This window comes from Bradyrhizobium sp. LB13.1 (assembly GCF_054056815.1).
This window is the reverse complement of sequence record NZ_JBSRYQ010000001.1, coordinates 4,155,575-4,177,637: the sequence shown is the minus strand read 5'-3', so window position 1 is coordinate 4,177,637 and position 22,063 is coordinate 4,155,575. Positions and strand designations below refer to the sequence as shown.

The 22,063-nt window shown below is 62.9% G+C and carries 28 protein-coding genes, 1 tRNA gene and 1 pseudogene; 19 read left to right on the top strand and 11 right to left on the bottom strand.

Annotated elements, in window-relative coordinates; all coding sequences use genetic code 11:
- Positions 1 to 61: 61 nt before the first annotated feature.
- The 3 genes from ACVWYI_RS19760 to ACVWYI_RS19750 form a co-directional block, all read right to left on the bottom strand.
- Positions 62 to 259, bottom strand: a complete 198-nt coding sequence (locus tag ACVWYI_RS19760; protein WP_275174558.1) for a hypothetical protein — start codon at positions 257 to 259, stop codon at positions 62 to 64.
- Positions 260 to 424: 165 nt separating this feature from the next.
- Positions 425 to 805, bottom strand: coding sequence for a GrlR family regulatory protein (locus ACVWYI_RS19755; protein WP_456662952.1), 381 nt, complete (start codon positions 803 to 805; stop codon positions 425 to 427).
- 593 nt (positions 806 to 1,398) lie between these two features.
- Complete coding sequence (locus ACVWYI_RS19750; RefSeq protein ID WP_456662951.1) at positions 1,399 to 1,551, bottom strand: hypothetical protein; 153 nt, start codon at positions 1,549 to 1,551, stop codon at positions 1,399 to 1,401.
- Positions 1,552 to 1,829: 278 nt separating this feature from the next.
- Here ACVWYI_RS19750 and ACVWYI_RS19745 point away from each other — a divergent pair, with 278 nt between their 5' ends.
- Positions 1,830 to 2,057 carry a hypothetical protein gene (locus ACVWYI_RS19745; protein WP_456662950.1) on the top strand — a complete coding sequence of 76 codons (228 nt, stop codon included), beginning with the start codon at positions 1,830 to 1,832 and terminating at the stop codon, positions 2,055 to 2,057.
- A gap of 129 nt (positions 2,058 to 2,186) precedes the next feature.
- Here ACVWYI_RS19745 and ACVWYI_RS19740 read toward each other — a convergent pair whose 3' ends face one another.
- Together ACVWYI_RS19740 and ACVWYI_RS19735 are read right to left on the bottom strand one after the other, a co-directional pair.
- A complete protein-coding gene (locus tag ACVWYI_RS19740) occupies positions 2,187 to 2,363 on the bottom strand; it encodes a DUF2934 domain-containing protein (protein ID WP_247349108.1) in 177 nt (58 codons plus the stop codon).
- A 174-nt stretch (positions 2,364 to 2,537) separates the two neighbouring features.
- A complete protein-coding gene (locus ACVWYI_RS19735) occupies positions 2,538 to 2,834 on the bottom strand; it encodes an HU family DNA-binding protein (RefSeq protein WP_071914190.1) in 297 nt (98 codons plus the stop codon).
- 406 nt (positions 2,835 to 3,240) lie between these two features.
- Between ACVWYI_RS19735 and ACVWYI_RS19730 the strand changes: the two genes are divergently transcribed.
- The 4 genes and pseudogenes from ACVWYI_RS19730 (at position 3,241) to ACVWYI_RS19715 (ending at position 5,065) form a co-directional block, all read left to right on the top strand.
- On the top strand, positions 3,241 to 3,426 hold the full coding sequence (locus tag ACVWYI_RS19730) for a hypothetical protein (protein WP_247349109.1): 186 nt from the start codon (positions 3,241 to 3,243) through the stop codon (positions 3,424 to 3,426).
- A gap of 148 nt (positions 3,427 to 3,574) precedes the next feature.
- Positions 3,575 to 3,877: a hypothetical protein gene (locus tag ACVWYI_RS19725; protein WP_354103420.1), complete on the top strand. Its 303-nt coding sequence runs from the start codon at positions 3,575 to 3,577 to the stop codon at positions 3,875 to 3,877.
- A 54-nt stretch (positions 3,878 to 3,931) separates the two neighbouring features.
- A pseudogene (locus ACVWYI_RS19720) lies at positions 3,932 to 4,682 on the top strand (IS5 family transposase).
- 110 nt (positions 4,683 to 4,792) lie between these two features.
- Positions 4,793 to 5,065, top strand: a complete 273-nt coding sequence (locus ACVWYI_RS19715; RefSeq protein ID WP_354053209.1) for a hypothetical protein — start codon at positions 4,793 to 4,795, stop codon at positions 5,063 to 5,065.
- A 503-nt stretch (positions 5,066 to 5,568) separates the two neighbouring features.
- Here the strand turns inward: ACVWYI_RS19715 and ACVWYI_RS19710 are convergent.
- A complete protein-coding gene (locus tag ACVWYI_RS19710; RefSeq protein ID WP_456662949.1) occupies positions 5,569 to 5,871 on the bottom strand; it encodes a hypothetical protein in 303 nt (100 codons plus the stop codon).
- Positions 5,872 to 6,542: 671 nt separating this feature from the next.
- On the opposite strand from ACVWYI_RS19710, the gene ACVWYI_RS19705 reads away from it, so the two are divergent.
- Both ACVWYI_RS19705 and ACVWYI_RS19700 read left to right on the top strand, forming a co-directional pair.
- Positions 6,543 to 6,995: a VOC family protein gene (locus ACVWYI_RS19705; RefSeq protein WP_247445638.1), complete on the top strand. Its 453-nt coding sequence runs from the start codon at positions 6,543 to 6,545 to the stop codon at positions 6,993 to 6,995.
- A 333-nt stretch (positions 6,996 to 7,328) separates the two neighbouring features.
- Positions 7,329 to 7,967: a glutathione S-transferase family protein gene (locus ACVWYI_RS19700; protein ID WP_456662948.1), complete on the top strand. Its 639-nt coding sequence runs from the start codon at positions 7,329 to 7,331 to the stop codon at positions 7,965 to 7,967.
- A gap of 119 nt (positions 7,968 to 8,086) precedes the next feature.
- On the opposite strand, the gene ACVWYI_RS19695 is transcribed toward ACVWYI_RS19700, so the two are convergent.
- The 3 genes from ACVWYI_RS19695 to ACVWYI_RS19685 form a co-directional block, all read right to left on the bottom strand.
- A complete protein-coding gene (locus ACVWYI_RS19695) occupies positions 8,087 to 8,254 on the bottom strand; it encodes a hypothetical protein (RefSeq protein WP_247342386.1) in 168 nt (55 codons plus the stop codon).
- A gap of 6 nt (positions 8,255 to 8,260) precedes the next feature.
- Positions 8,261 to 8,506 carry a hypothetical protein gene (locus tag ACVWYI_RS19690; protein ID WP_247342383.1) on the bottom strand — a complete coding sequence of 82 codons (246 nt, stop codon included), beginning with the start codon at positions 8,504 to 8,506 and terminating at the stop codon, positions 8,261 to 8,263.
- A gap of 67 nt (positions 8,507 to 8,573) precedes the next feature.
- Positions 8,574 to 8,828 (bottom strand): PilZ domain-containing protein, encoded by a 255-nt coding sequence (locus tag ACVWYI_RS19685; RefSeq protein WP_247445634.1) that lies wholly within the window; start codon positions 8,826 to 8,828, stop codon positions 8,574 to 8,576.
- A 223-nt stretch (positions 8,829 to 9,051) separates the two neighbouring features.
- Here ACVWYI_RS19685 and ACVWYI_RS19680 point away from each other — a divergent pair.
- From ACVWYI_RS19680 to ACVWYI_RS19660, 5 genes are all read left to right on the top strand, one after another.
- A tRNA-Glu gene (locus ACVWYI_RS19680) sits at positions 9,052 to 9,126 on the top strand.
- Positions 9,127 to 9,286: 160 nt separating this feature from the next.
- Complete coding sequence (locus ACVWYI_RS19675; RefSeq protein ID WP_456662947.1) at positions 9,287 to 9,610, top strand: hypothetical protein; 324 nt, start codon at positions 9,287 to 9,289, stop codon at positions 9,608 to 9,610.
- Between the two features lie 143 nt (positions 9,611 to 9,753).
- Positions 9,754 to 10,059, top strand: coding sequence for a hypothetical protein (locus ACVWYI_RS19670; RefSeq protein WP_456662946.1), 306 nt, complete (start codon positions 9,754 to 9,756; stop codon positions 10,057 to 10,059).
- A gap of 84 nt (positions 10,060 to 10,143) precedes the next feature.
- On the top strand, positions 10,144 to 10,560 hold the full coding sequence (locus ACVWYI_RS19665; protein ID WP_456662945.1) for a hypothetical protein: 417 nt from the start codon (positions 10,144 to 10,146) through the stop codon (positions 10,558 to 10,560).
- Positions 10,561 to 10,720: 160 nt separating this feature from the next.
- On the top strand, positions 10,721 to 10,942 hold the full coding sequence (locus ACVWYI_RS19660; RefSeq protein WP_456662944.1) for a hypothetical protein: 222 nt from the start codon (positions 10,721 to 10,723) through the stop codon (positions 10,940 to 10,942).
- Positions 10,943 to 11,694: 752 nt separating this feature from the next.
- Here the strand turns inward: ACVWYI_RS19660 and ACVWYI_RS19655 are convergent.
- Positions 11,695 to 12,546, bottom strand: coding sequence for a helix-turn-helix domain-containing protein (locus ACVWYI_RS19655; RefSeq protein ID WP_456662943.1), 852 nt, complete (start codon positions 12,544 to 12,546; stop codon positions 11,695 to 11,697).
- Between the two features lie 456 nt (positions 12,547 to 13,002).
- Here ACVWYI_RS19655 and ACVWYI_RS19650 point away from each other — a divergent pair, with 456 nt between their 5' ends.
- The 7 genes from ACVWYI_RS19650 (at position 13,003) to ACVWYI_RS19620 (ending at position 20,911) form a co-directional block, all read left to right on the top strand.
- Positions 13,003 to 14,913, top strand: coding sequence for a PAS domain-containing sensor histidine kinase (locus tag ACVWYI_RS19650; RefSeq protein WP_456662942.1), 1,911 nt, complete (start codon positions 13,003 to 13,005; stop codon positions 14,911 to 14,913).
- The gene (locus ACVWYI_RS19645) at positions 14,910 to 15,581 is read left to right on the top strand and encodes a response regulator transcription factor (protein ID WP_456662941.1); all 672 of its coding nucleotides are present in this window, start codon (positions 14,910 to 14,912) and stop codon (positions 15,579 to 15,581) included. Before ACVWYI_RS19650 ends, ACVWYI_RS19645 begins: the two co-directional genes overlap by 4 nt.
- 100 nt (positions 15,582 to 15,681) lie before the next feature.
- A complete protein-coding gene (locus ACVWYI_RS19640; protein ID WP_456650108.1) occupies positions 15,682 to 16,077 on the top strand; it encodes a response regulator transcription factor in 396 nt (131 codons plus the stop codon).
- A gap of 150 nt (positions 16,078 to 16,227) precedes the next feature.
- A complete protein-coding gene (locus tag ACVWYI_RS19635; RefSeq protein WP_456662940.1) occupies positions 16,228 to 18,126 on the top strand; it encodes an FUSC family protein in 1,899 nt (632 codons plus the stop codon).
- Complete coding sequence (locus tag ACVWYI_RS19630; RefSeq protein ID WP_456662939.1) at positions 18,123 to 18,326, top strand: DUF1656 domain-containing protein; 204 nt, start codon at positions 18,123 to 18,125, stop codon at positions 18,324 to 18,326. The genes ACVWYI_RS19635 and ACVWYI_RS19630 overlap by 4 nt, the downstream gene beginning before the upstream one ends.
- A 10-nt stretch (positions 18,327 to 18,336) precedes the next feature.
- Positions 18,337 to 19,617: a biotin/lipoyl-binding protein gene (locus ACVWYI_RS19625; protein WP_456662938.1), complete on the top strand. Its 1,281-nt coding sequence runs from the start codon at positions 18,337 to 18,339 to the stop codon at positions 19,615 to 19,617.
- A 280-nt stretch (positions 19,618 to 19,897) separates the two neighbouring features.
- Complete coding sequence (locus ACVWYI_RS19620; protein WP_456662937.1) at positions 19,898 to 20,911, top strand: helix-turn-helix domain-containing protein; 1,014 nt, start codon at positions 19,898 to 19,900, stop codon at positions 20,909 to 20,911.
- A 209-nt stretch (positions 20,912 to 21,120) separates the two neighbouring features.
- On the opposite strand, the gene ACVWYI_RS19615 is transcribed toward ACVWYI_RS19620, so the two are convergent.
- Positions 21,121 to 22,059 carry a malonate decarboxylase subunit epsilon gene (locus ACVWYI_RS19615; RefSeq protein WP_456662936.1) on the bottom strand — a complete coding sequence of 313 codons (939 nt, stop codon included), beginning with the start codon at positions 22,057 to 22,059 and terminating at the stop codon, positions 21,121 to 21,123.
- Positions 22,060 to 22,063 lie beyond the last annotated feature (4 nt).

Here is a 22,063-nt window from a genome sequence, read left to right as displayed (position 1 = left end):
CCGGCTTCGTGACGCTCGCAAACCGCCGTGTCGCGTATCCGGATAGTTCCGTCGACGAGCGCTAGTTGGCGTGCGGCGCCTGGCCTGCCGTGCGCATCAGCCTGTCAGCCTTGACCGCGACGCGCGTGTCTTCGAGCTGCGGGCGCAGCGAGAAGCTGATCACCACGAAAGCGAGACAGAACAGCGTGCCGACGATGGCGACGCGCCGGTAGGTGTGGCGGTCGCCTTGATAAAAGGACGGTTCTGAAAATGGTGTCATGAATTCGTTCTTGGCAAAATTGGTTCTTTGGCAAAGTCGTTGCCTGTCTTCGCCGGACAGACCTATCCCAAGTAGAGGCAAGCGCAACGCGATTGGGTTTTTAACCTAACCGAATAGGGTTATCGGCTTTGCGGCAAGCTTCCGTTAGGAGTTTGCGAAGCGTCTTTAGAACTCGGCGAGCCGCTTCAAGCTGGCGCGAAACCCGAGGCTGCGATGGCCTGCGACCAGCACGGTGCCGAACACCTCGGCCGCGTCGTCGCTGAACGTCCCGGAGAAGCCGCTCGTCGCCTCCTCGCCGCCGAACAGCGGCCGGGTGAGGCCATCGGCGAACGGCGTATGCTGGTTGGTGGCAAGCTCGCCCTTCCAAGTGCCGTCCTTCGAAGGGCCGTTCTTCGACGTGCCGCGGCCGATCGTGTAGGAGCCGCGCGACCAGAAGTAAGGGCCGCCACCGAGCAGCAGGCCGTCCCGCAAGATCAGCACGCCGCTGTCGCGGCCCTTTACGCCGTCGAGCATGTGGATGTGGATGGAATAAAGCCCGTTCTTCATGTTGCGTCCGCCGCGGGAGCAACGATAGCGCCGGACAGGGAGAGCGTCGAGACGATGATGAGACGATTCGCGCGTTTGCCGACCGGCTTTGTTCCAGCTTCGCCTGCCTTTCGTTCTCAAAGAACGAATCGGAATAGACGAAACCACGCGAAGCAACCCTTAACAATTCGTTTGCACGCGAACGAGCGCACCATCGCAACCGAGCGCTCGATCACATCGTGTCGTCTGATGTCGATCGCGGCGACGCCTGCGGCACCGACGACCTGCCTTTGCGCAAGCGCGGATGCCGATCGTACCAAAACACTTTTGCGATCTCGGCGAACATCTCGAGAAACCAGCACGCATCCGGGTCGCGTCTCCCTCGCCTCATCTTGTAACGAGGACGCAAGGACCGGACCGTGCGAAGCATCACTCCGGCTTGGCTTGGAGACGCGTGTCCCGCATCGATACAGAAGCCACGGCTTGTTCTGCATCCGACTCCATTTCGTTCGCAAAGAACGAATCAGAGTCGAGAAAATCAGCGCAAAACGATTCCTAACGATCAGTGAAGCCGGGCGCAGTCGCCCGTGATCAGCGAAATAGCGCGACGCTCGTCACGCCGCTCGCTTCGCCGAATCCTTCTCCGAAAACGCCTTCTCCGAAAAGCAGTCGAGGATCTGGATGCGGAGCTCTTCCGCGGCCGGGCCCTCGAGCTTCCTGAGTTGATTCCAGAGCCTGATCACTTCGCGTTGTTTCTCGACGGTCATGGCACACCTCCAAAAGAGATGATTCACTAGAACAAAATAAGAACAAAAAGTCCAGTCCCCCTCCCCGCGAAATTCGCCGGGCACATTGCCTTGAACCATCCATCGCGCTGGCGCGGTTGCTTTTTGGAGTTTCAACCTTAGGCTTGAGAGACGGCTGGCGGCCAGGCGCTGAAATCCCAAACGCCGTCAGCCACGAGAACCCCGTGCGCGAGCGCGGGGTTTTTCTTGCGGGAACGCAGTTCGGCTCTCCCCGTTACACTCTCCGGAGCGAGGGGACCGTGATCAGAAAATACTACGCCGTCGAGGTGGTGCGTCAGATCGAGGAGACCGTGGAGATCATGGTCGAGGCGCCGGACGAGACCAGTGCACACCATGCAGCGCTTGCGCACCTGAAGGTGCGCGGCTCCGAATATCAGTGGCTCAATCCCAAATGCGATTTCGTCGTCTGGCGCGAGCGCCAGGTCGATACGCCGGCGATCATCGACGTGTCGACAAAGCCGGAGTAGCGGCCGGAACGTTTGTCCCGCTGCACGTTGTCCCGGCGAATTCAGTGGTGCTGGCGGCGTGTCGCGACGCGGCCGTCCAGCTCGAAGAGCCCCGGTCCGAAGGTCCGGGGTTTTTCTTTGACGGCTCCGTCAGACCGGCAAATTGTCGGTCATCCCCGGCGGCACTTCGCCTTGCTTGCGCCGCTCGGCGAGCAGCTCCTTCTCGGCCTCGTACCAGAAGGTGTCCATCGTCCCCGCGGGCTCGCCGGCCTCTTTCCAGAGGTGATAGGCGCGGTTTCGAATCTCTTCCTCGCTTAAGCTGGCCATAGGGTTTCCTCCCTGTCGGAAGCAAAGCCTGACACAGCCCGAGAGTTCCTTCCAGCCCGCGCCATCACACGGCGCTCGTTGCGGCGCTTCGCGAAGCAAGCCGCCGCAACGAAAAATGCCAGCGCCTTGGACGGCGCTCTTTTTAGACGGAGTGCTTTTTAGACGGAGTGCTCTTTAAACGGAGTCCTTGGCCACCTTCAGCGGCGAGGCCTTCACCGACTTGCTTGCCGGCTTCGCCGCGAACTGCATCGGCTCCTTGGTGAAGGGATTGACGCCCATGCGGGCTTCGGTCGCAGGCTTGTTCACCACCGACATCTTCGCGAAGCCGGGAATGACGAACTCGCCGGATTCGTTGAGCTCTTTGTAGCCAACCGTCGCCATGTACTCGATGACCGACTTCACGTCGTTCTTCGACAGCTGCGTGCCCTCGGCAATTGCATCAATCAATTGGGTCTTCGTCATCTTCGCCATGTCTGAATTTCCTTCTGTGCGCGCGAGCAGGCTTTGCTCAGGAGGCGGTCCGACCGCGCAACGCGCTTCTGATTCATGCCAACTTTCATGAAGTGACGGGGCTTAGAACCCATCGAGGCCTAAAACGCAAGCAGGGGTTCTGCGGGGGGCCCGGACGCCCCCGAAAAGATGCCGCAGCCAGCGCCGCTACTGGATTGAACCATTCGCCGGCTGAGGCGTCTAACTCTTTGAAGTCCCCAAACTTCACTCCATCAGAGAGCCCCGCTTTCCCCCAGGCGGGGCTTTCGCCTTTTCGGGACCGACCCGACCACGCCCATCAGGCCCGACCCGAGCTCTGCGCCCGAGCCACGCGGACGACCATCACAAGGCAGGTTCTCTTTTCAGGCCATCTCCTGCATAATGGGGCATGGCAAAAACAAAAGTGACCTTCAAAACCGTCCGCATTGCAGACAACGACTGGAAAATCCTGGCGGATTACCCGGGCAGCGAACAGCGCGAAATCAAGGGCTTCACCAGCAAGGCAGATGCCGACGACTGGATCAACGGAGATCGCAAGATCGCGTGGCTCCGCTCCCAAGGGTACGCCAAGTGAACTGAGCATCAAGTGACCTGCGTATCAGGTGACCTGCCTCGCGGAGTCATCTCGTCGTGAAACCTGTGTCTGGGCATGCCCCGTTGAGACTTCAGTAACCTAACCCCGCCAAGCTCCTCGCAGTATCGTTGCGTTGGAGTACCCCACAGTGCTGGATTTTAACGAGCTGCGTGAACTCGCGGCTGACGTTCGTGTGTTTGTCGACATTGCCGAAGACAAGGCCGAAGCGCTTCGCGCCGTCATCACGGCCTATGACGTGGTGCTGGCGATCTTCCCGTCCGAACAGGGCATGGGCCTCCACGTCATCAAGGGCGGCGAGATCCTGGACCAGATTGCAAAATCACGAACCCATGTGATGTACAGCCACACGGCCATCGCGGTTCCCGACCTGGAGCACGCGGAAGTGCTCAAGCAACTGACGGCGCCTATCACGCAACGGATCGCAGCCTAGGGTCTGTTGGGATTCAGGATTCTCATCGGGGCTTGGTTGTGATTCAAGCTTGGGATGGACCGATTCGTTTTGACTGACGCCCAATGGGCGAAGATGGAGCCGCATTGTCTTGGCAAGCCGGGAGATCCGGGCCGCAGCGGCAAGGACAACCGACTGTTTGTCGAGGCCGTTCTGTGGATCGCCCGAACCGGCAGTCCCTGGCGGGATCTGCCGGCGATGTTCGGCCACTGGAATCCACATCCACGCGCTTTCGCGACTGGGTGAAGGCGGATGTCTGGAAGCGGCTGTTCGAGGCCATCTCCGACGATCCCGACATGGAATACGCCATGGTCGACGCCACCATCGTCAAGGTCCACCGCCACGGTCAGGGCGCAAAAGGGGGACGCAAAGCCAGGCGATCGGCCGCTCGAAAGGCGGCATGACCACCAAAATTCTGGCGCTCACCGATGCGCTCGGCAATCTCGTGCGCTTCGTGCTCCTGCCGGGACAGCGTTTCGATACGGTGGGCGTGCCGCCGCTCATCGAGGGATTGGCCTTCAACGCGCTGATCGCTGATAAGGCCTTCGATAGCAACGCCATCATCGCCGAACTCGAAGCGCGTGGCGCCAAAGTCGTCATCTCCCAGCATCCGCGCCGTGCACAGCCTCTCGCCATCGACAAGGAGATGTACAAATGGCGGCATCTCATCGAGAACTTCTTCGGCAAGCTCAAGGAATTCAAACGCATCGCAATGCGCGCCGACAAGACCGACCAGAGCTTCACTTCAATGATCTATCTGGCCGCGGCCGCGATAAACTCCAGATGAATCCCAACAGACCCTAGCTGCAGACGAGAATTTCTTTGCTCCGGAACGCCCGGTTTAGGAACCGGGCTTCTGCGCTCCCGTTGGCGCACACAACCAACCAAGAGTTTGAGATGAAGAAGCTTATCATTGCGACCGCCGCCCTCGGCGTCATGTGCGGCTCCGCCTTTGCCCAGACCCAGACCGGCCCCGCTGCGCAGACCGACAACATGCAGAAGCCCGGCATGTCCAACTCGAACAAGGGCACGATGACCAGAGGCACGACCGGCATGAGCCATGACCGCATGAACAAGGGCGGAATGGTGAGGCCCGACGCCTCCGGCCAGGGTGGCTCCGGCCCCGGCAGCGACCAGGGCGGCACCAAGACCCGCAGCAACATGAAGTAAGCCAGGCTCCTGCACGGCTTGCCTTTCGGCCGCGTCGCTTTCCACAAAGCGGCGCGGCCGTTTCGTAGCGAGGGTCTGACGGGGACTGATGTCTCGCCGCAAGACCGACCTCATCCTGAGGGCCCGCCGCAGGCGGGCGTCTCGAAGGATGGGCCACGAGCGGGCTATCCACAGTCTTTCTTCAGACCCGATAGCTCACGTTCGAAGCTTGCGAAACCTGTCGAGCGAAGCCGCGTTGTCCAACGCACTGCCGGGTGACAACCGGACGCAATAGGGATGTTCGACGGGACGCATTTTCCGTTTCTGCCCGCGACATCAACGCATCGGTACGCGCTGACAACTAACTGTTCCCGGCAAGTGCACCCTCACCAAACGCATCGTTGCAATGCACTCTGCACTCCTCACAATAATGGGCGCACCGGAACAATGGGCGCACCGGAACGGTCAGTTCTCACGCGACCCTGCTCGCTCTGCGAGCTTCGGGGCCACGCCTCACGGATAGGTCAACATCCAGCACTGTCACCGGAATTGCGAGGCCACTTCGGTAGACGGCGAATTGCCAGCTTGACGACGACAAGGACGACGAAGGCGGGCGCCCCGTAAACGATTGCATTCACGGCCCAAGCGATGGCTACGCCCAAAAAAACGGAACTGTCTACCGCTCCCCAGAAAAGGTAAGCTGCGGAGATGCCGGGCATCTCCCATGCCATCACAGCGATGGAGTGGTCGGTTAGCTGCTCGATGACGAGCAGCACCGTCGAGACGAGCGCTCCGGCCGCCAATGCGACGATGAGAATGGATTTCATTGTTTTCAAAGACCCAACAGCCCCATCACTGTCGGACTCATAAAAAAGGCTGCCAAGCCGAGGAGGACTCCTACGGCAACCTTGACCCAACGCGGTTGGATTTTCGGGTCGAGCCATGTCGCCAGTTTGACCCAGAGTGCATACGCCCATCCAGCAACAATCGAGCGGATAAGTGCGAACAGAAGCTCGCCTAAGATACTGGCCATAGCGGTTAGTCGCGTCATCTCCGCAGGAGTTCATCTGCCAACGCCTTAATCAGCCCTGTTGGAAGGCTCCAAAACACGGCGCATGATTTCCACTAACTCACATCTTCAACTTTTCACCATCGTGGCGATTCCACCCGTGGAGCAGCGACGCATGAGGTGGTCCCGGTTGTCTGATAAGTTAGGTACCCTGCTCGCTCCGCGAGCCTCGGGGCAACGCCTGACGGATAAGTCAACATGATGCGCTCACCGTCTCTGCCGTGTCGCACTTGAGGGGGTGCAGTCCAGTGCATTAAATTCATTTGCGATCGCCACCTTGCCGGCCCTGCGGCTTTGGTCCACCCGCCATTTCCTCCTCACGTGCATGTGCACGCGGCCCCTGCCCCTCCTCCGACTTTCCTGCTATTTGCTACCCGCCGTCCCGGCCCAAACCAAAAACCCCTCCATCCACCCCAGGGAGCAACAACCATGCGATACCTTCACACCATGCTGCGCGTGCGCAATCTCGATGTCGCGCTGAAGTTTTACCAGGATGCGCTGGGCTTGAAGGAGGTGCGGCGGATCGAGAACGACAAGGGGCGCTTCACGCTGGTGTTCTTGTGCTCGTCGGACGATCTCGAGGCGCTGAAGAAGCAGCCGCAATCGCGCGGCGCGCCGCTGGTCGAGCTCACCTGGAATTGGGACGAGGAGAAATATGGCGAGGACCGCTTCTTCGGCCACCTCGCCTATGAGGTCGACGACATCTACGCCACCTGCGAGAAGCTGCAAAAGGCCGGCGTCACCATCAACCGTCCCCCGCGCGACGGCAACATGGCCTTCGTCCGCTCGCCGGATTTGCACTCGATCGAGATCTTGCAGAAGGGCGAGCCGAAGGCGCCGCAGGAGCCGTGGTCCTCGATGCCCAACACCGGCCACTGGTAAGCCTGCCTCTTTGGAACCAGCACCCGCCCCCTGCGTTCTCTCTTCGACAATGCAATTTGGAGGAGGACGCAATGGGACGAGGATTATTGCTTTGGATGGTTGGCGTGCCGATCCCGGTGATCATTCTGCTGTGGCTGTTCTTCGGCCACTGACGTAGGGCTCACTTGCGACAGGCTTGCTTGCAATGAAAGCTCCGCCTTGCGCGGAGCTTTTTGCATGAGGACCTTTTGCACGAGGACCTTTTTGCATAAGAGGATCGGCGCAATCGCGCATCGCTCGCCGCAGTGAATTCCGCTATCACCCGCGCCGAAACAAACGCTGCGGGAGGATGATGTGCCGGACCAAAAACTGACGATCTGGGGCCGCGCCAATTCAGTCAACGTGCAGAAGGTGCTGTGGTGCCTCACCGAGCTCAGCCTGCCCTATGAGCGCATCGACGCCGGCATGGCTTTTGGCAAGACCCGCGAGGCCGACTATCTCGCGATGAACCCCAACGCGCGGATCCCGACTCTGGTCGAGGGTGACTTCGCGCTGTGGGAGTCCAATTCGATCATGCGCTATCTCTGCCTCGCGCATGGGCGCGGCACGCCGATCTATCCCGAAGCGCCGAAGCTGCGCGCCAGTGTCGACCGCTGGCTCGACTGGACGCTGTCGATGGTGCAGCCGGTCGACCGTCCGGTGTTCTGGGGCATTGTGCGCACGCCGCCCGCCGAGCGCGATATGATCAGGGTGCAGCAGGATGCCGATGCCGCCGCCGAGGTCTGGGCCATCGCCGACCGCCTGCTCTCATCGCGCCCGTTCATGGACGGCGATGCGTTCACGCTCGCCGACATCGCGATCGGCGCCTATGCGCGGCGCTGGCTCGGCGTCGAGGGCATCACCCGGCCCGCGCAGCCGCATCTGACGCGCTGGCTCGCCGAACTCGGCAAGCGGCCCGGTTTTGCGCAATATGTGGCCCCGCCGATGTCGTGAGCCGCTGACGCGGCTTAAAGTCCGTTGAGAGCACGATGAATCGCCATTTTGCCGCGCGCCGCCGGGACTTGACGGCTACTGTGCATGGGGTTGTTTTCGCGTTTTTTGTTTTGGGGGCCTCAAGGCCAGCCGCGCTCGACCAGCAGCACGCCGACGATCACCACGAGCGACACGACCGCGGTGGCCAGCTTTGCCGTCCAGCTCAGGCCGCGGCCGACCCACCACAGCAGCGCGCAATACATCACGAACGGGACGATGATCTCGGGCCGCATGATATCCGGCGGCATGCGGCCTCAGCGCCTGACCGTGGTTTCGACGCTGATCGAGCCGCCGATCTTGACGCAGGTCCCGGTGCTCTCGACCATATAGAATCCACGGCCATAGGAGGCGCAGGAGCCCGCCTTCGCCGTCCCGCCCGCGCCCTTCAGCGGCAAGGCCTTGCCGGCCTGTGGGCGCTCCGCGGGCGGAAGACGCAAGGCCTCTGCCGCGGACGCGGATGTACCTAGCAACGAGACGAGGATGAGGAGCAGCGCACGCATGCGGGCCGTTCTAGCCCGGACCGGCGCCACGCGCCATGGTGAGCCGCTGGGGTCGCTTCGCCCGCGGTCAGATGAACTTGATGCCGGCCGATTTGCCGCGGCGCCAGACCACCTGGCAGCTCCGCCCGGTCCGCGCATCGCGTGCGAAGGCCATCCGGATTGTGCCCGGGAGCTGGCTCGCATCCTCGTCCATCGTGATCTTCGCGCCGGTATCGGAGATATCCTGGACCAGGCATTGCCGTGCCGCGAACCCGCCGTCGAGCGTGATCCAGGCGTGCTGCGACAGCGACTTGCGGGCCGCGCGCTTCTTGGGCTGTGGCATAGGCTCAAATTCTCCCCTTCCAGCGCTAGCCCAGGGAACCTAAGAAACCGTTGAATTCGCCCCCCGAATGATCCCGGGGGCGGCTGTCCACCGGCCCAAAAGAGCGTTCCCGAACGGCTTGCCCAGGGCGCCAAAGGCCATTATAGGTTCGCCCGCTGCAGCCGCCGGGCACGACTCGGGCGGTCAGTGGCCGTGCCGCGAAAAGCGACGGGGCCCTGGGTTTGCTCCCTTCGTCTATCGGTTAGGACGCCACCCTTTCACGGTGGAGAGAGCGGTTCGATTCCGCTAGGGAGCGCCAACACCACTCCCAAAATATCCTGTTAAATCAGCCGCATACTCGATTTGCTTGACGCTCATGCGACGAAACGTCTCACAAAACGTCCAGCGCAGGGGCGCCAATTAAGAGCGAGCCGCAGTATCTGACCGTCCGTCATGGCGTCTGGCATTTCCTGCGGCGGGTGCCGGTCGAGTACGAGCACCTGGACACGCGCGGCAACGTCAAGCTCTCGACCAAGATCAAGGTCGCGACCGACCGCACCGGCACCAAGGCGAGCCGGATCGCGGCCCGGATGAACGAGACGCTGGAATCCTACTGGCGCGGTCTGGCCGACAAGAAGACGGCCGAGGCGAAGCAGTCCTATCTGGACGCGGTGAAGCTCGCGCGCTCGCTGGGGCTTGACTACCAGACGCCCTCCGTTGGCGCGTCAGCACCTGTCGAGGAGGTTCTCCGGCGCATCGAGACGCTGATCCTCGGCGGGACGATCGAGACAACCCAGCTCTGAGCAGGGCCGCCATGGGCGCGGTCGAGAAGCCGGCGATCATGCTGTTCCAGTTCTTCGACGAGTACGAGATCAGCCAGAAGCTCTCCTTGTCGAGGATGTCGCCGGATTAGGCTCGGAAGTGGAAGGCTGCCAAGAAGCGCGCGGTGGAAATCCTGATCGAGAGGACCGGCGACAAGGCCCTGCACCAGTTCATCCGCGACGACGCCCTGGCGTTCGCCGACTGGTGGGAGGAGCGCGTCATCACCGAGGGCATCGGCGCCGGCACCGCGAACAAGGACATCACGCACATCGGCGGCATGATCCGCGCGGTCAACAAGCGGCTCAAGCTGGGGCTCGACGACGTCTTCGCCGGCACCCGCATCGAGGCCGTCGCGATGGTCAACGCGCCACTTTCTCCGTGGACTTCATCCGCCACGTTATCCTCGCGCCCGGCAAGCTCGATGAATTGAACGATGAGGCGCGGGACGTCGTCTATGTCGTGATGGAGACCGGCGCGGCCGAGCGAGGTCGTCAATCTCACCGCCTCTCGCATCGTGGTTGATGCCGAGGTTCCTTACATCCGCATCGAGGCCGAGGGCCGCGTCCTCAAGACCGAGCACAGTGAGCGCGACATTCCGCTGGTCGGCTATGCGCTGGAGTCGATGAAGCGGCATCCGCAGGGCTTCCCGCGCTACTTCGACAAGGGATCGTCGCTCTCGGCAACGCTGATGAAGCACTTCGCCAAGAGGAAGCTGCTGCCAACCGATAAGCACAAGATCTATTCGTTCCGTCACAGCTTCAAGGATCGCTTGAAGGCAGTCGAGGCGCCGGAGGAGCTGATTGGCGAGATGATGGGCCATCGCATCGACAAGCCCAAATATGGCGACGGCGGGCTCGCGTTGAAGCTGAAATATCTGACTGCCATCGCCTTCAGCACGTCGACTGATGCGTCAAAGAGAGCGGCGGCTTAACTTCATCCAGGAAGCGCTTGGCGCGGGCCATCACGTCGTCGGCCTCGCGGCGATCTCGCGCTCCAGCCTTTCGAAGTACGGCGCGTAAACTGGGCCGTCGCGCGCCATGAGATCAACGGCATGCTGCTCGACATGCTGGCCGCAATCGGAAGAAAAGATTTTGAAGATCGCCCGCCGCCGACAGGCGCAGGGCATCAGCAGGGCGATGGCCGAAGGCAAGTTCAAAGGCCGCCCCGAGAACACCGAGCGCAACAGCGACATCGCCGACATGCTCGCCGAGGGCAAGTCGTGGAACACCATACAGCGCGTCACCAACTGTTCCCGCGCTACCATCGCGAAGGTCGCCGCCAAGCGGTCGTCGGCTGAGAGAGCGCTGGCGTGAGGCTGATCTATCGGTAAGGCCCGCATCGAAATCTGGTCGGTTGGCGGCGAGTTCTGGGTCTATGGCTGCACCCGCAGCGACGACCCCATCGTGTGCCCGAGCTTGGGCATGGCGCAACGAGATCGCGGCGCGCTAGACAGCGCCGCGAGGCCTTCCGACGCTAGCGAGATCATTGCTCGAAACGCCAAGGGGAGCCGTACTCCCCCCGGCCAACCGTCTATTGGATCGAGCGTGAGGAAATAGGGTTCCTGCCCTCGGCTCAGAACGTGCGCTCTCTCGGCAATTTCCGTTTTTCTCTTCTTATGTTTGTTATGTTTGGGAATTTTGCCGCGCATCCCGCTCGTCGTTCGGATGCCGCGCCAGATCATCAGCGCGCCTGTGCGTTGGTTTGCTCGGCGCATGACGACGTGCGCTTGAACCGACGACACATATGGACAGGCTTCGTTGAGCGGTCCGCCAAGACCCGCAACCCGGCAGCTTCTGCCGCGTTTGTGCGGGGATGCTTGCGCCTGAATCGCGGCAAGGTAGCCATAAAGGCTCAGCCGCCTACCGTGCTAGCCACATCACAGCGCCCCGACAGAAGTTGAGGGCGAGACGTCCATAGAAAAGGCTGCTCTCTGGCTCTGACGCAGCCAGGCGGTACGAACTGCCGAGAGCTCGGACAAACTCGATCATCCCCATGAGGTCATGGTGCGTCGGCATCAAATGAGTGCTCACGAGCGGCAGCAGAAGGGCTTGAATGCCAATGTTGTTCATGACGGGCCTGCTCCTGCGCGCGGCAGCGGCATGAATTGCGCGAGATAGGCGCTCCTCCATTGATACGGCGTATCGCCGACAAAGCGCTTGAACACCGTGGTGAAATGCGCCTGGGTCTGGAAGCCCACGGTCAAGGCGATATCCACGAGTGCAATTTCGGCCTGCTTGAGCAGCTCCTGGGCACGCTCGATGCGACGCCTCAGCAGATATTCATGAGGCCGAACGCCGACGGCCGCACGGAACTGCGCGGCGAAATGCATCCTGCTCAGGCCGGCGACGGCGGCCATGTCCTGAAGTGCTATTTTGCCAGTCAGATTCTCGTCGACATATTGCAGGACACGCTTGAGACGCCAATTCTGCAGCGACCGTACGGGCCGGCCGGCGTCCTCCTCGTGAATGGCGTCGGCCGGGTCGAGCTCGGCCCGTGCGCCGGAGGCCTGCCGGCTGAACGTCCGGGTGAGGATCGCAAGCCGCAGGGCGTCGGCCATGATGGCGGAATGGGCGTCGTGCGTGGCTTCGGTCGCTGCGAGCGCATCGGACAGGCGCCGCATAACCGGATCGGTGAATTCTCCCGCTGCAAACGCCCGCTCGCTCTCGGCAGGCGGTCCCGCGAGCAGTTTTGCGGAGAGCCTGAAGCCAGGCCCGCGAACGGCAGAACGTTCGACGTCTGCCGCATGCTCGACCGCCAGGGCCATATCCAGATGGACGAAAGAGAGCATTGACCCGCCTTCGTCGAACCGGCCAGGGAGTTTCGACAGCCCGAGGCGATCGCGATCGATCGTCGAGATATCGATCGCGCGAACGTCATGATCCTTGATTGTCTGTGAGCGTGACATCTGCAACGACATCGTCGAATCTCCTTGTTCCCGTTTTCGACCCGGCCAGGCCTGACTGCCTTGCCCGAATGTCATGGGAACAGCGTAATTCGGCGGTGCGTGCGATCCATTCTACGCGCGGGTGCGTCGATAGGTTCTCAGGTTGACCGCATCATACTTAGGTATGATCGCAACACGCTCGTCGGGTGAGCGCACTGGCGCGACGCCTCATCGGCATCGCGGATGCGGCAGGACTTGCGGCGTGACGCGCCTGCGGTAAGTTGACGCGCTATTTGCGCACCATCCACCGGTGGGACCACGCGAGCGCCCCGGTTTTTCCGGGGAATGCCACCTGCCGGCGCTTTCGTCGGATTGAGCGGCGCGACAGGTCTTCCACGAGAGCACGAAAATCGTGCGGCTCGATGTTGTGAACGCGATCAAATCGCGGCATCAACGCTGCTGATATGAGAAGAACGACTTCCAGCGACGATGACGACTCATGATCGGACCACGGGCTCATCCATAAGCCGCGCCGGCTTGCGGTTCTGGTCCGCCGTCCTCGCCTTTGCGGTTTTCCTGGTTGACGTGCTGACGCCGCTCGAGGGCGCGGTGGCGGTTCTCTACGTCGTGGCGATCCTGCTCGCAGCGAAGACCAACCGGCGCGACGACACCATCGTCGCCGCAGCTGGCTGCATAGCCCTGACGATAACCGCCTATCTGCTGTCGCACGATCTGCGGACCATCGCCTCGCCCGCGCTTCGCGTGCTGGTGAGCCTCGCGGCAATCGGGATCACGACCCTGCTGGCGCTGCAGAATCACGCGGCAACGAAGCGCCTCGCGGCGCAGGCGCGCCTGCTCAACCTCTCGCACGACATGATCTTCGTCAGGGATTGCGGCGGCGTAATCACCTACTGGAACAAGACGGCCGAGCAGATCTACGGCTGGTCGGACGACGAGGCGCTCGGGCAGCTCGCCGACGAGCTCCTGCAAACCAGATATCCCGACTGGCGCGAGGTCATCGAAGCGGGCCTGCTCGACACCGGTCGATGGGAAGGCCGCGTGCAGCAGCGAACGAAAGACGGCGCCGCCCTCACCGTCGATGCCCGATGGGCCTTGCAGCACGACCGTCTCGGCAAGCCCGTCGGGGTCCTTGAAACGCACACCGACGTCACCGACCGCATGGCCGCACACAGCGCGCTGGTGCAGAGCGAGCAGCGATACCGCCGGATGTTCGACGCAAGCCGGATCGGCGTGGTCGAAGAGGACTGGAGCGAACTCCGAACCGCGCTGCAATCGCTGAAGACCGCAGGAGCCGGCCTGCGCGACCATCTGGCGCGACACCCCGATTTCGTCCGGCATGCCCGCGGGCTCGCTGGAATCACCGACGTCAATCCGGCCCTGCAGGCGATGGCAGGGGCGCAGGGCGCCGCGATGTTCATTGAGAACGTGGACCGGCTTCTCGGCGAGAACGACCGGAATTTCCTCGACGCATTGGTCGCGTTCGCGGAAGGCGAGCCGTTCTACGAAGGCGAGACCGATCTCGTCAGGCTCGACGGACGCAAGGTTCCCGTGCTGTTCACGATCACCTTTCCCCCCGAGCCCGACGGTGATCGCAACGTACTCGCCTTCGTCATCGACATCACCGAGCGCAAGCAGGCGCAGGATGCGTTGCTCGCGGCGCAGGCCGAACTCGCCCATGCCGCGCGCGTCGCCACCCTCGGCGAGCTCACCGCCTCCATTGCCCACGAGGTCAACCAGCCGCTGGCGGCAATCGTCACCAGTGGCGAGGCCGGCCTGCGCTGGCTGCGGCGCGAGGTGCCTGATCTGGACGAGGTTGGAGCCACGATCGTCCAAATCGTCGCGGAAGGCCGCCGTGCCAGCGAGATCGTGGCGCGCATCCGGACTTTCCTGAAGAAGGCTCCTGCCGAGCCGGACAGTCTCGATATCGCCGAGATCATCCAGGAAGCGGCCCTTCTGGTCGCACGGGAACTCGCGAATGATGACGTCGTCCTCACAGTCGAGACGGAACCTGGCCTCAAGCCAATCCGCGGCGACCGGATCCAGCTTCAGCAGGTGCTCGTCAACCTGCTGGTCAATGCCGGCCAGGCCATGTCGGACCAGCGCAAATCCCGCGCTGTCAGGCTGCGCACCAGCGATGTCGACGGCGAAAGCCTCGCCATCATGGTGCAAGACAGCGGCCCCGGCATCCTTCCCGACGATCTGCCGCGCCTGTTTGATCCGTTCTTCACGACGAAGCGCGGCGGAATGGGCATGGGACTTGCGATCTGCCGAACGACGGCGGAAGCTCACGGCGGCCAGTTGTCCGCCGAGAGTACGCCCGGCGCGGGAGCGACATTCCGCCTGACACTGCCATACAGCCAAGAAAACACTCGACCATGACACGACCAGATCACGCGCAACCGCCGGGCGGATCCCTCAACTCCGTCGTCATCATCGTTGATGATGATGCGGGGATCCGCGCCTCGCTCGACAGCCTGTTCCGATCCGTCGGCCTCGATACGCGCCTGTTCGGCTCGCCGGCCGAACTGCTCGGCGGCTCGCTGCCCGACGGCCCTGGCTGCATCGTGCTGGACGTCCGCCTTCCCGGTGTGAGCGGGCTCGATCTGCAGAGCCAGCTCGTCCGGCAGGGCATCAGCTATCCGATCATCTTCATGACGGGCCATGGGGACATTCCGATGTCCGTCCGTGCCATGAAGGCCGGCGCCGTCGATTTTCTCTCCAAGCCATTTCGCGACCAGGACATGCTCGACGCAGTGACGGCGGCGCTCGAGCGCGATGCACAGCACCGGACCGAAGCCGCGACCAAGGAGGACATCCGCGCCCAGTACGAGACCCTGACGGCGCGCGAGCGCGAGGTGATGGGCCATGTCACCGCCGGCCTGATGAATAAGCAGGTCGCCGCCCTGATCGGCCTCAGCGAGATCACGGTCAAGATCCACCGGGGGAACGTTATGCGCAAAATGGGGGTCCGGTCGTTCGCCGACCTCGTTCGCAAGGCCGAGGCGCTCGGAGTTTCCCAGACCCGCAGGACTACGGACCAAACCTGAGTATAATTCCGGCGGGACTGCCCCGGGTGCATAAAGCCTCATCGGCCGCGCAAAGGGAGATGCTCTCCTTGCGGAACACCGCGGTCAGGATTGTGCGCCCATGGCCAAGACCCCGGTGATTGCGATCGTGGACGACGACGAAGGCGTTCGCGCGTCGCTGGCGAGCCTCGTGCGTTCGGTCGGCTATGATGCGCAGGCCTACGAAAACGGCATGGACTTCCTGCGGAAGGCGCCAGGAGACGATCCGGCATGCATGATCGCCGACGTCCAGATGCCTGTCATCACCGGCGATGAGCTGCAGGCCCGGCTGGTTGCCGCAGGCCGCAATTTCCCGATCATCTTCATGACGGCGTTTCCGAGCGAATCCGTGCGTCAGCGCGTGATGGCGGCAGGCGCGCATTGCTTTCTCGGCAAGCCCTCCAGCGGCGACGAAATCATCCGCTGCCTCGAAGAGGCGCTGGCGGGCCACGGCCGCAATAGTCCGGCCCGCGGCTGAGCGGACGACAGCCCTTTTCTCGCGACCCAACGTGCATTCCGGCAACCAGATTGGTGAACCGGAAATACCGGCGAACCCGGCACATCTCATACTCGGAGGCGTATCACGACATTGGCAGCGCCGACCGCTCTGCCGGGAGGATCTCGCGCGATGCAAATCAATGCCGATGCCGCCGCCGAGGCGCGCCCGTTGGTCTTCGCCGGGTTTCCGGCAAGCTCCTGGGCCTTTGCGCTGCGGGTGTGGCTCGCGATGCTTCTCGCGCTCTATGTGAGCTTCTGGCTCGAGCTTGAATCGCCCTCGTCGTCAGCCCTCACCGTAGTGATCCTGGCACTGCCCACGCGCGGTCAAGGCATGGAAAAGGCCGGCTACCGGCTGCTTGCAACCGGCATCGGCGTGGCGGCATCGATCGCGATCGCCAGCATGTTTTCCCAAACCGACGGTCTCCTGCTCGCAGTGCTCGGCATTTGGGTTGGCCTTTGCGTCTACGTCGTCGGGATGCTCGACGGCAATCGCGCTTATGCAGCGTCTCTCTGCTGCACCACGGTCGCGCTGATTGCCATTCAGCAGATCGACAGCCCGCTCAGGGTATTCCCGACCGGCATCGCGCGCGGCGCCGCCATCGGCATCGGCGTTCTTGCGGTGGCGCTGGTCAACGAGGTGCTGGCCGCGCCGGACTACCATCCGGTTCTGGCAGGCCGCATGGAGGCGCTGCGCCGCCGCGTCATGGACTTCGCGCAAGGCGCCGATCGCGGTGAAGCTTCATACGCACCGATCGCGGCAGGTCTTTTACACGATATCGCGGCGCTGCGTCCGGAGATCGCCAGCCTCGCGACGGAGTCAAGCAACGGCTCGGCGAGAACCGCGGCCGCCCGCTCGGTGCTCGTTGATCTCGTCAGCGCGTTGTCTCTCGCCCGCATGCTCGCAGCGCTATCCGTCGCTTCCGTCCCGGCCAGGGACGATCCGCGTCACGGCAGATCGGCCCTGATGACGATCTGCCGGACTTACCTTCGCAGCGACATCGACCGCAAGAACGCAGACTTGCGCAGCAGCCTCAATGCACTGCATGACGGAAGGTACCCCTCCCACGCGTGGCGTGCGCCCCTGTATCGCTCGCGCCGCATCGCGGCCGAAAGCGGCGCGCGGGCGGCGATCTATTTCGCGCTGGTCGCGGGCTTCTTCATGCTGGCGGGCTGGCCCGCTACCGAGCTCTGCCTTTCGCTGGTCGCGGTCATTACGGGCCTCGGCTCGACGTCCCCCGAGCCACGCAGTTTCACCATGACGGCGGCGATGGCAACGCCGATCGCGTGCGTGCTGGCCGGGGTCCTGAAATACCTCGTCTTCAACGGCGTATCCGAGTTCCAACTGCTGGCGATCGGTCTTGCGCCCGTCGTCATTGGCCTTGCGCTGCTGATATCGCTGCCAAGCCGCATATTGTCACCACTGGGACGCCTCACACTGGTGTTCACGCTCGCCACCCTCACGCCGACCAACCCTCAGAGCTACGATCCAGAGGTGTTTCTGGTGACGTGCCTCTTTGTCTGTCTGTCTTCAGCCCTGGTCTTGGCGGCGCAGCTTTTGCTCCCTCCCCTGTCGGGCGAGCAGCGGATCGGGCTGTTGCTGGAAGAGGCAAAGCGCGAGCTAGATCACCTGGACAGCGGGCGAACCCGGCATCTCGCACCCGGGGAAGCCACGTTTCGCGACGCGGCACGGATCGAGCAGATCGTAACGGCCAAGGGCGCTTCCCCGATTGCCGATCGGACCGTCGCCGAAGCGATGCACTGCTTCGACAGGGCGGCGATTCTGCGGCGATGCCGCGCGGAAATAGAGCGGCTAAAGGCAGGACCGCTTGCCGGTGCCGCGCGTGCCGCTGAAACAGCGGTTGCGCTGCGGAGCGGTGCAGCGATCCTCGGGGCTGCCGAGGCGCTGCGCCAAGCGGCAGCTCAAAGCGGCCTGTCTGCCGATGCGGCTCTTGCCGTGCTCGTCCCTGCGAGCATTACGTTCGGAGCGCCGCAGACTCTCACCGGCACCAGCCAAGAGAAGCGGTCATGATGAACACGTATCGGGAGCTCGTCTTCGATGGCGTGCTCATTGCTCCCATCATCTCCTATGCGGCTATCGCGCTGGTCGCGTTCCTGATGCTTCGGCCGGTGCTGCGCCTCGTCGGATTTGCGGAATGTTTCAGTAACCCGTCACTGGCCGAGCTCAGCCTCTATGTGGCGATGTTCGGTCTGTTGGCATTGTTTTTCTAGGAGAAGAGTCATGGCTAGCGCCCTTCCCCAAGATACCTCTCCACTGTTCTATGACGAAACGCTGGGCGGAGCACAGCGGGGTGCCTCCGACACCGTTGATCGATCCGGCCTCGAAGAACCCGAGGCGCGCGACACCAGCAATCGGAGCGCCGACGACAAAGCGCCCTGGCAGGCGCCGCCCCCCGCGATGCCACGACGCAATCCCCTCGGACGGTTCAAGGCCGGCCTCGGCAGGCATCTTGCGACCCTCGCAATCGCGTTGGTCGCCGTCCTGATATCGGTCGCGACGTGGCAGCATTACGTCACCGCGCCCTGGACGCGGAATGGCAGCGTGCGCGTCCAGGTCGCCAATGTCGCGCCGCAAGTTTCAGGCAAGATCGTGGAGCTGCGGGTGGCCGACAACCAGTTCGTCCACAAGGGCGACGTCCTCTACATCGTCGACCCGTTCGACTTCGACGTTGCCGTCCGCGTCGGCAAGGCCGTCCTCGACCAACGGGCGGCGGACCTGGAGGTCAAGCAAGCCCAGTTCAACCGGCGCCAGCATCTGTCCAATCTTGCGACGACACCCGAAGAACAGCAGATCTTTGCAGGCAACGCAGCGCAGGCAAAGGCCGCCTACGAGGCGGCAGCGCACCAGCTTGCACAGGCGGAACTAAATCTGAAACGGACCAGCGTGACCAGTCCCGTCGATGGCTACGTCACCAATCTCCTGCTGCGCGCAGGAGACTATGCCGCCACTGGCGTCAGCAACATTTCAATCATCGACTCCAACAGTTTCTGGATCGACGGCTATTTTGAGGAGACCAAGATGGCCCGAGTCTGCGTCGGCGATCGCGCCGAAGCGCAACTGGTCGGCTACTCGAAGCCGATTCTGGGGCATGTGAAGACCGTGACGCGCGGTATCAGCGTGTCGAACGCCGCCACGGGCACGCAGGGCTTGCCCAACGTCGACCCCATCTACACGTGGGTGCGGCTTGCGCAGCGCGTTCCGGTTCGCGTCGCCATCGACGCGGTGCCGCCGGAGGTGCCGCTAGTCTCCGGCATGACGGCGACGGTGACGATCCGGCAGTCCTCGAGCGAACCCCAAACCCCGTTTGAACGGTTGCGCGCGAATTTCGTCGATCCCGTCGCCGATCTGTTCGGCGCGGGACATCCGCCTCGCGCGAACTGCCTTCAAGCCACATCCCAGCAGCGCCCCGAGGTGGAAGCGGTTCCGTATTCGCGCGAACTCGTGGCTCCCCCGGCGGACACGATCGCACCCGGCCTCGGCGCCTCGCCACGCCTGCCCTGAATCGCACGAAGAAGCCCGGCCGGGGAGACGGTACCGCATGCACCTCTCGTCCGGTGGTGCCGCGCCTAACATCAGACATCACTAGACATGTACTTGATCTCTTTGGTTCAATTGAACTTTTCGCGACACGCGGTCGCACCTCTCGCATTTGCAAAATCTAATACCGCTTAAGCTTCCTTAACGAGCCTTTCGACAAGGTCGCACCTATCGTTCGAACATGGATCATTTGCATTCAGCAGCCGTCGCGACGGCAGCAGAATCCAGGATACGGGGACGAACGATGCTCACTGATATGCAAGCGGCCGGCGCCCGGGTGACGTATCAACCCAGCCAACGCGAACCGGATTCCCCGCAAGAGTCTCGCGCAATTTCCCTCGAACGCAGGTGGCGCCAGCCTAACCAACGTGCCGGCACCGCGTCCGAGGACATTACGATCTCGCGTTGGACCTCTGCGCAAACGGTCAGAAGGCACGAAGAAGCCCGGACACCTTGCGACCGATACTTCCTGGCCATCGCCTTAAAGACCACACGCGTCAAACTGACCAGAGGCCGTCACACCATCTTCGACGGCGTCATGCCGGCAGGCACGCTGTATATCGGCGCACCGTCGCAGCAGCTCAGTGCGCAGTTCTACGCGCCGTGCGATTTCCTGCACTTCCATGTCTCTGCCAACCGCTATTTTCCGCCTCGACCTGGAGTAGGACCTGCTTCGGCCGAAGATCTCAACGACCTCATCCTGCTCCGCGACTCGTTCGCCGAGCAGCTTGCGAAAGCGCTGACCGAACGCGGCCATTGGGCCGACTGGGAATTCGCGCGCTGCATCGGTCAGACGCTAGCAATGCACATTGCCCGGCGCGAACTCCCGCACGCGAAAGTCAATGCGTTGCCGAAATGGCGGCTGCGGCGCATCGAAGAGTATGTCGGGACGCACTTCGACCACTGCATCACCCTGTCCGAGCTTGCCAAGGTCGCGGGACTGTCCCGGATGCACTTCGCGGCGCAGTTTCGCGCCGCCACTGGATACCGACCGCGGGAATACCTGCTGCATCAGCGCATCGAGCGTGCGAAATCGCTGCTATCGAATTCCGAAACGGCCCTGGTCGAGGTGGCGCTGACCGTCGGCTTTTGCACGCAGGCGCATTTCTCGACCGTCTTCAGGCGGATCACGGGCGAAACTCCCGCGCGCTGGCGATGCGCCAGCCGGAACGCGTCGGCTCCCTCCAGATTCGCCGGCAGCGATCTGGCTTCGACCTGCAAGGCCGTGTCTTGCGTGCTGCCCGCGGACTTCACGTGAATCATGCGAAATGAGAAACAGCCGGGGTTCGTGAAATACTTCGGCCGCGGGATTGGCGATGCTGCGCGTGTTAGGTGACTGAGACCCCCAAGTCACGGCTCGAGCCTTTCTCCTCCCTGGGCATACGAGCATTTTGGGGCCGTCCTCCCCCCAAGGACGGCCCCTCTTTTTCGACGACGCGATCGACGGCATCGTCTCTCTTGTCGCGTTTAGGCGCTCAGGTGAGGCGCAACCCAGGCGCGGACGCCCTGAAGACTCCTGAAATCATCCAGAGAGCGAGCCGGAAGTCCGGCCGCGATTTCCGCGGCCATGCTGCTCAGCGCATGTCCCGGCCCCAGATCGAGAAATCCCGTCGCACCCGCTTCGACACAGGCTTGCAGGCAATCTGCCCACTGCACGGTGTGCGAGATCTGTGCGGCAAGCTTGTCGAGACCGCTCTCGGCCGAGACGACCGGACTGGCATCTATTCCGCTCAGAATGCGCGCACCGATCCTCGGCGGGAAGACCACCGGTGCCAGGCGCAAGGTTTCACGAAAGACGGCGGACGCCGCGGCGAGCCGTTTGGTGTGGGAGGCAACCTCGACCGGTAACGTGACGATCCTTGCGGCGTGCATGGCCCGCGCGTCGATGGCAATCCCGCTCAGCGCCTCACGGCCGCCGCCGATGACAAAGGCGTCGCCCGGATTGACGATGGCGATCGCTGCGCCGTGGCACTCGCAAAGGCGACCGATCGCGTCTGGCGAAAGGCCGCGGACGAAGATCAGCCCGTCGCCCGCGCGCGTAGCCGCATCCATGGCCTCTGCGCGGCGCGCCACGAGATCGAGCGTGGTGATAGCATCGAACAAGCCGCCCACACCCCAGGCGGCGACCTCGCCGACGCTATAGCCGGCAATGATGACGCCATGTGGGATGACCTCCGCGAGCGCGCGCGCCGCAGCGAGCGACTGCAAGGTGCAGAGAATCTGGCCGGCACGGTTGCGATGCATGGCCTCATCGGCTTCGCCGCGCACCAAATCGCGCGGATCCCTGCCGCCGAGCAATGCGGCCGCGTGCCCAAACAGCTGCGCGGCTTCCGGCGCATCGCCCGTGAGAGCGAACATGTCCCGATGCTGCCTGCCTTGCCCCGCGCAAAGGATCGCAAGCGTCATGGTC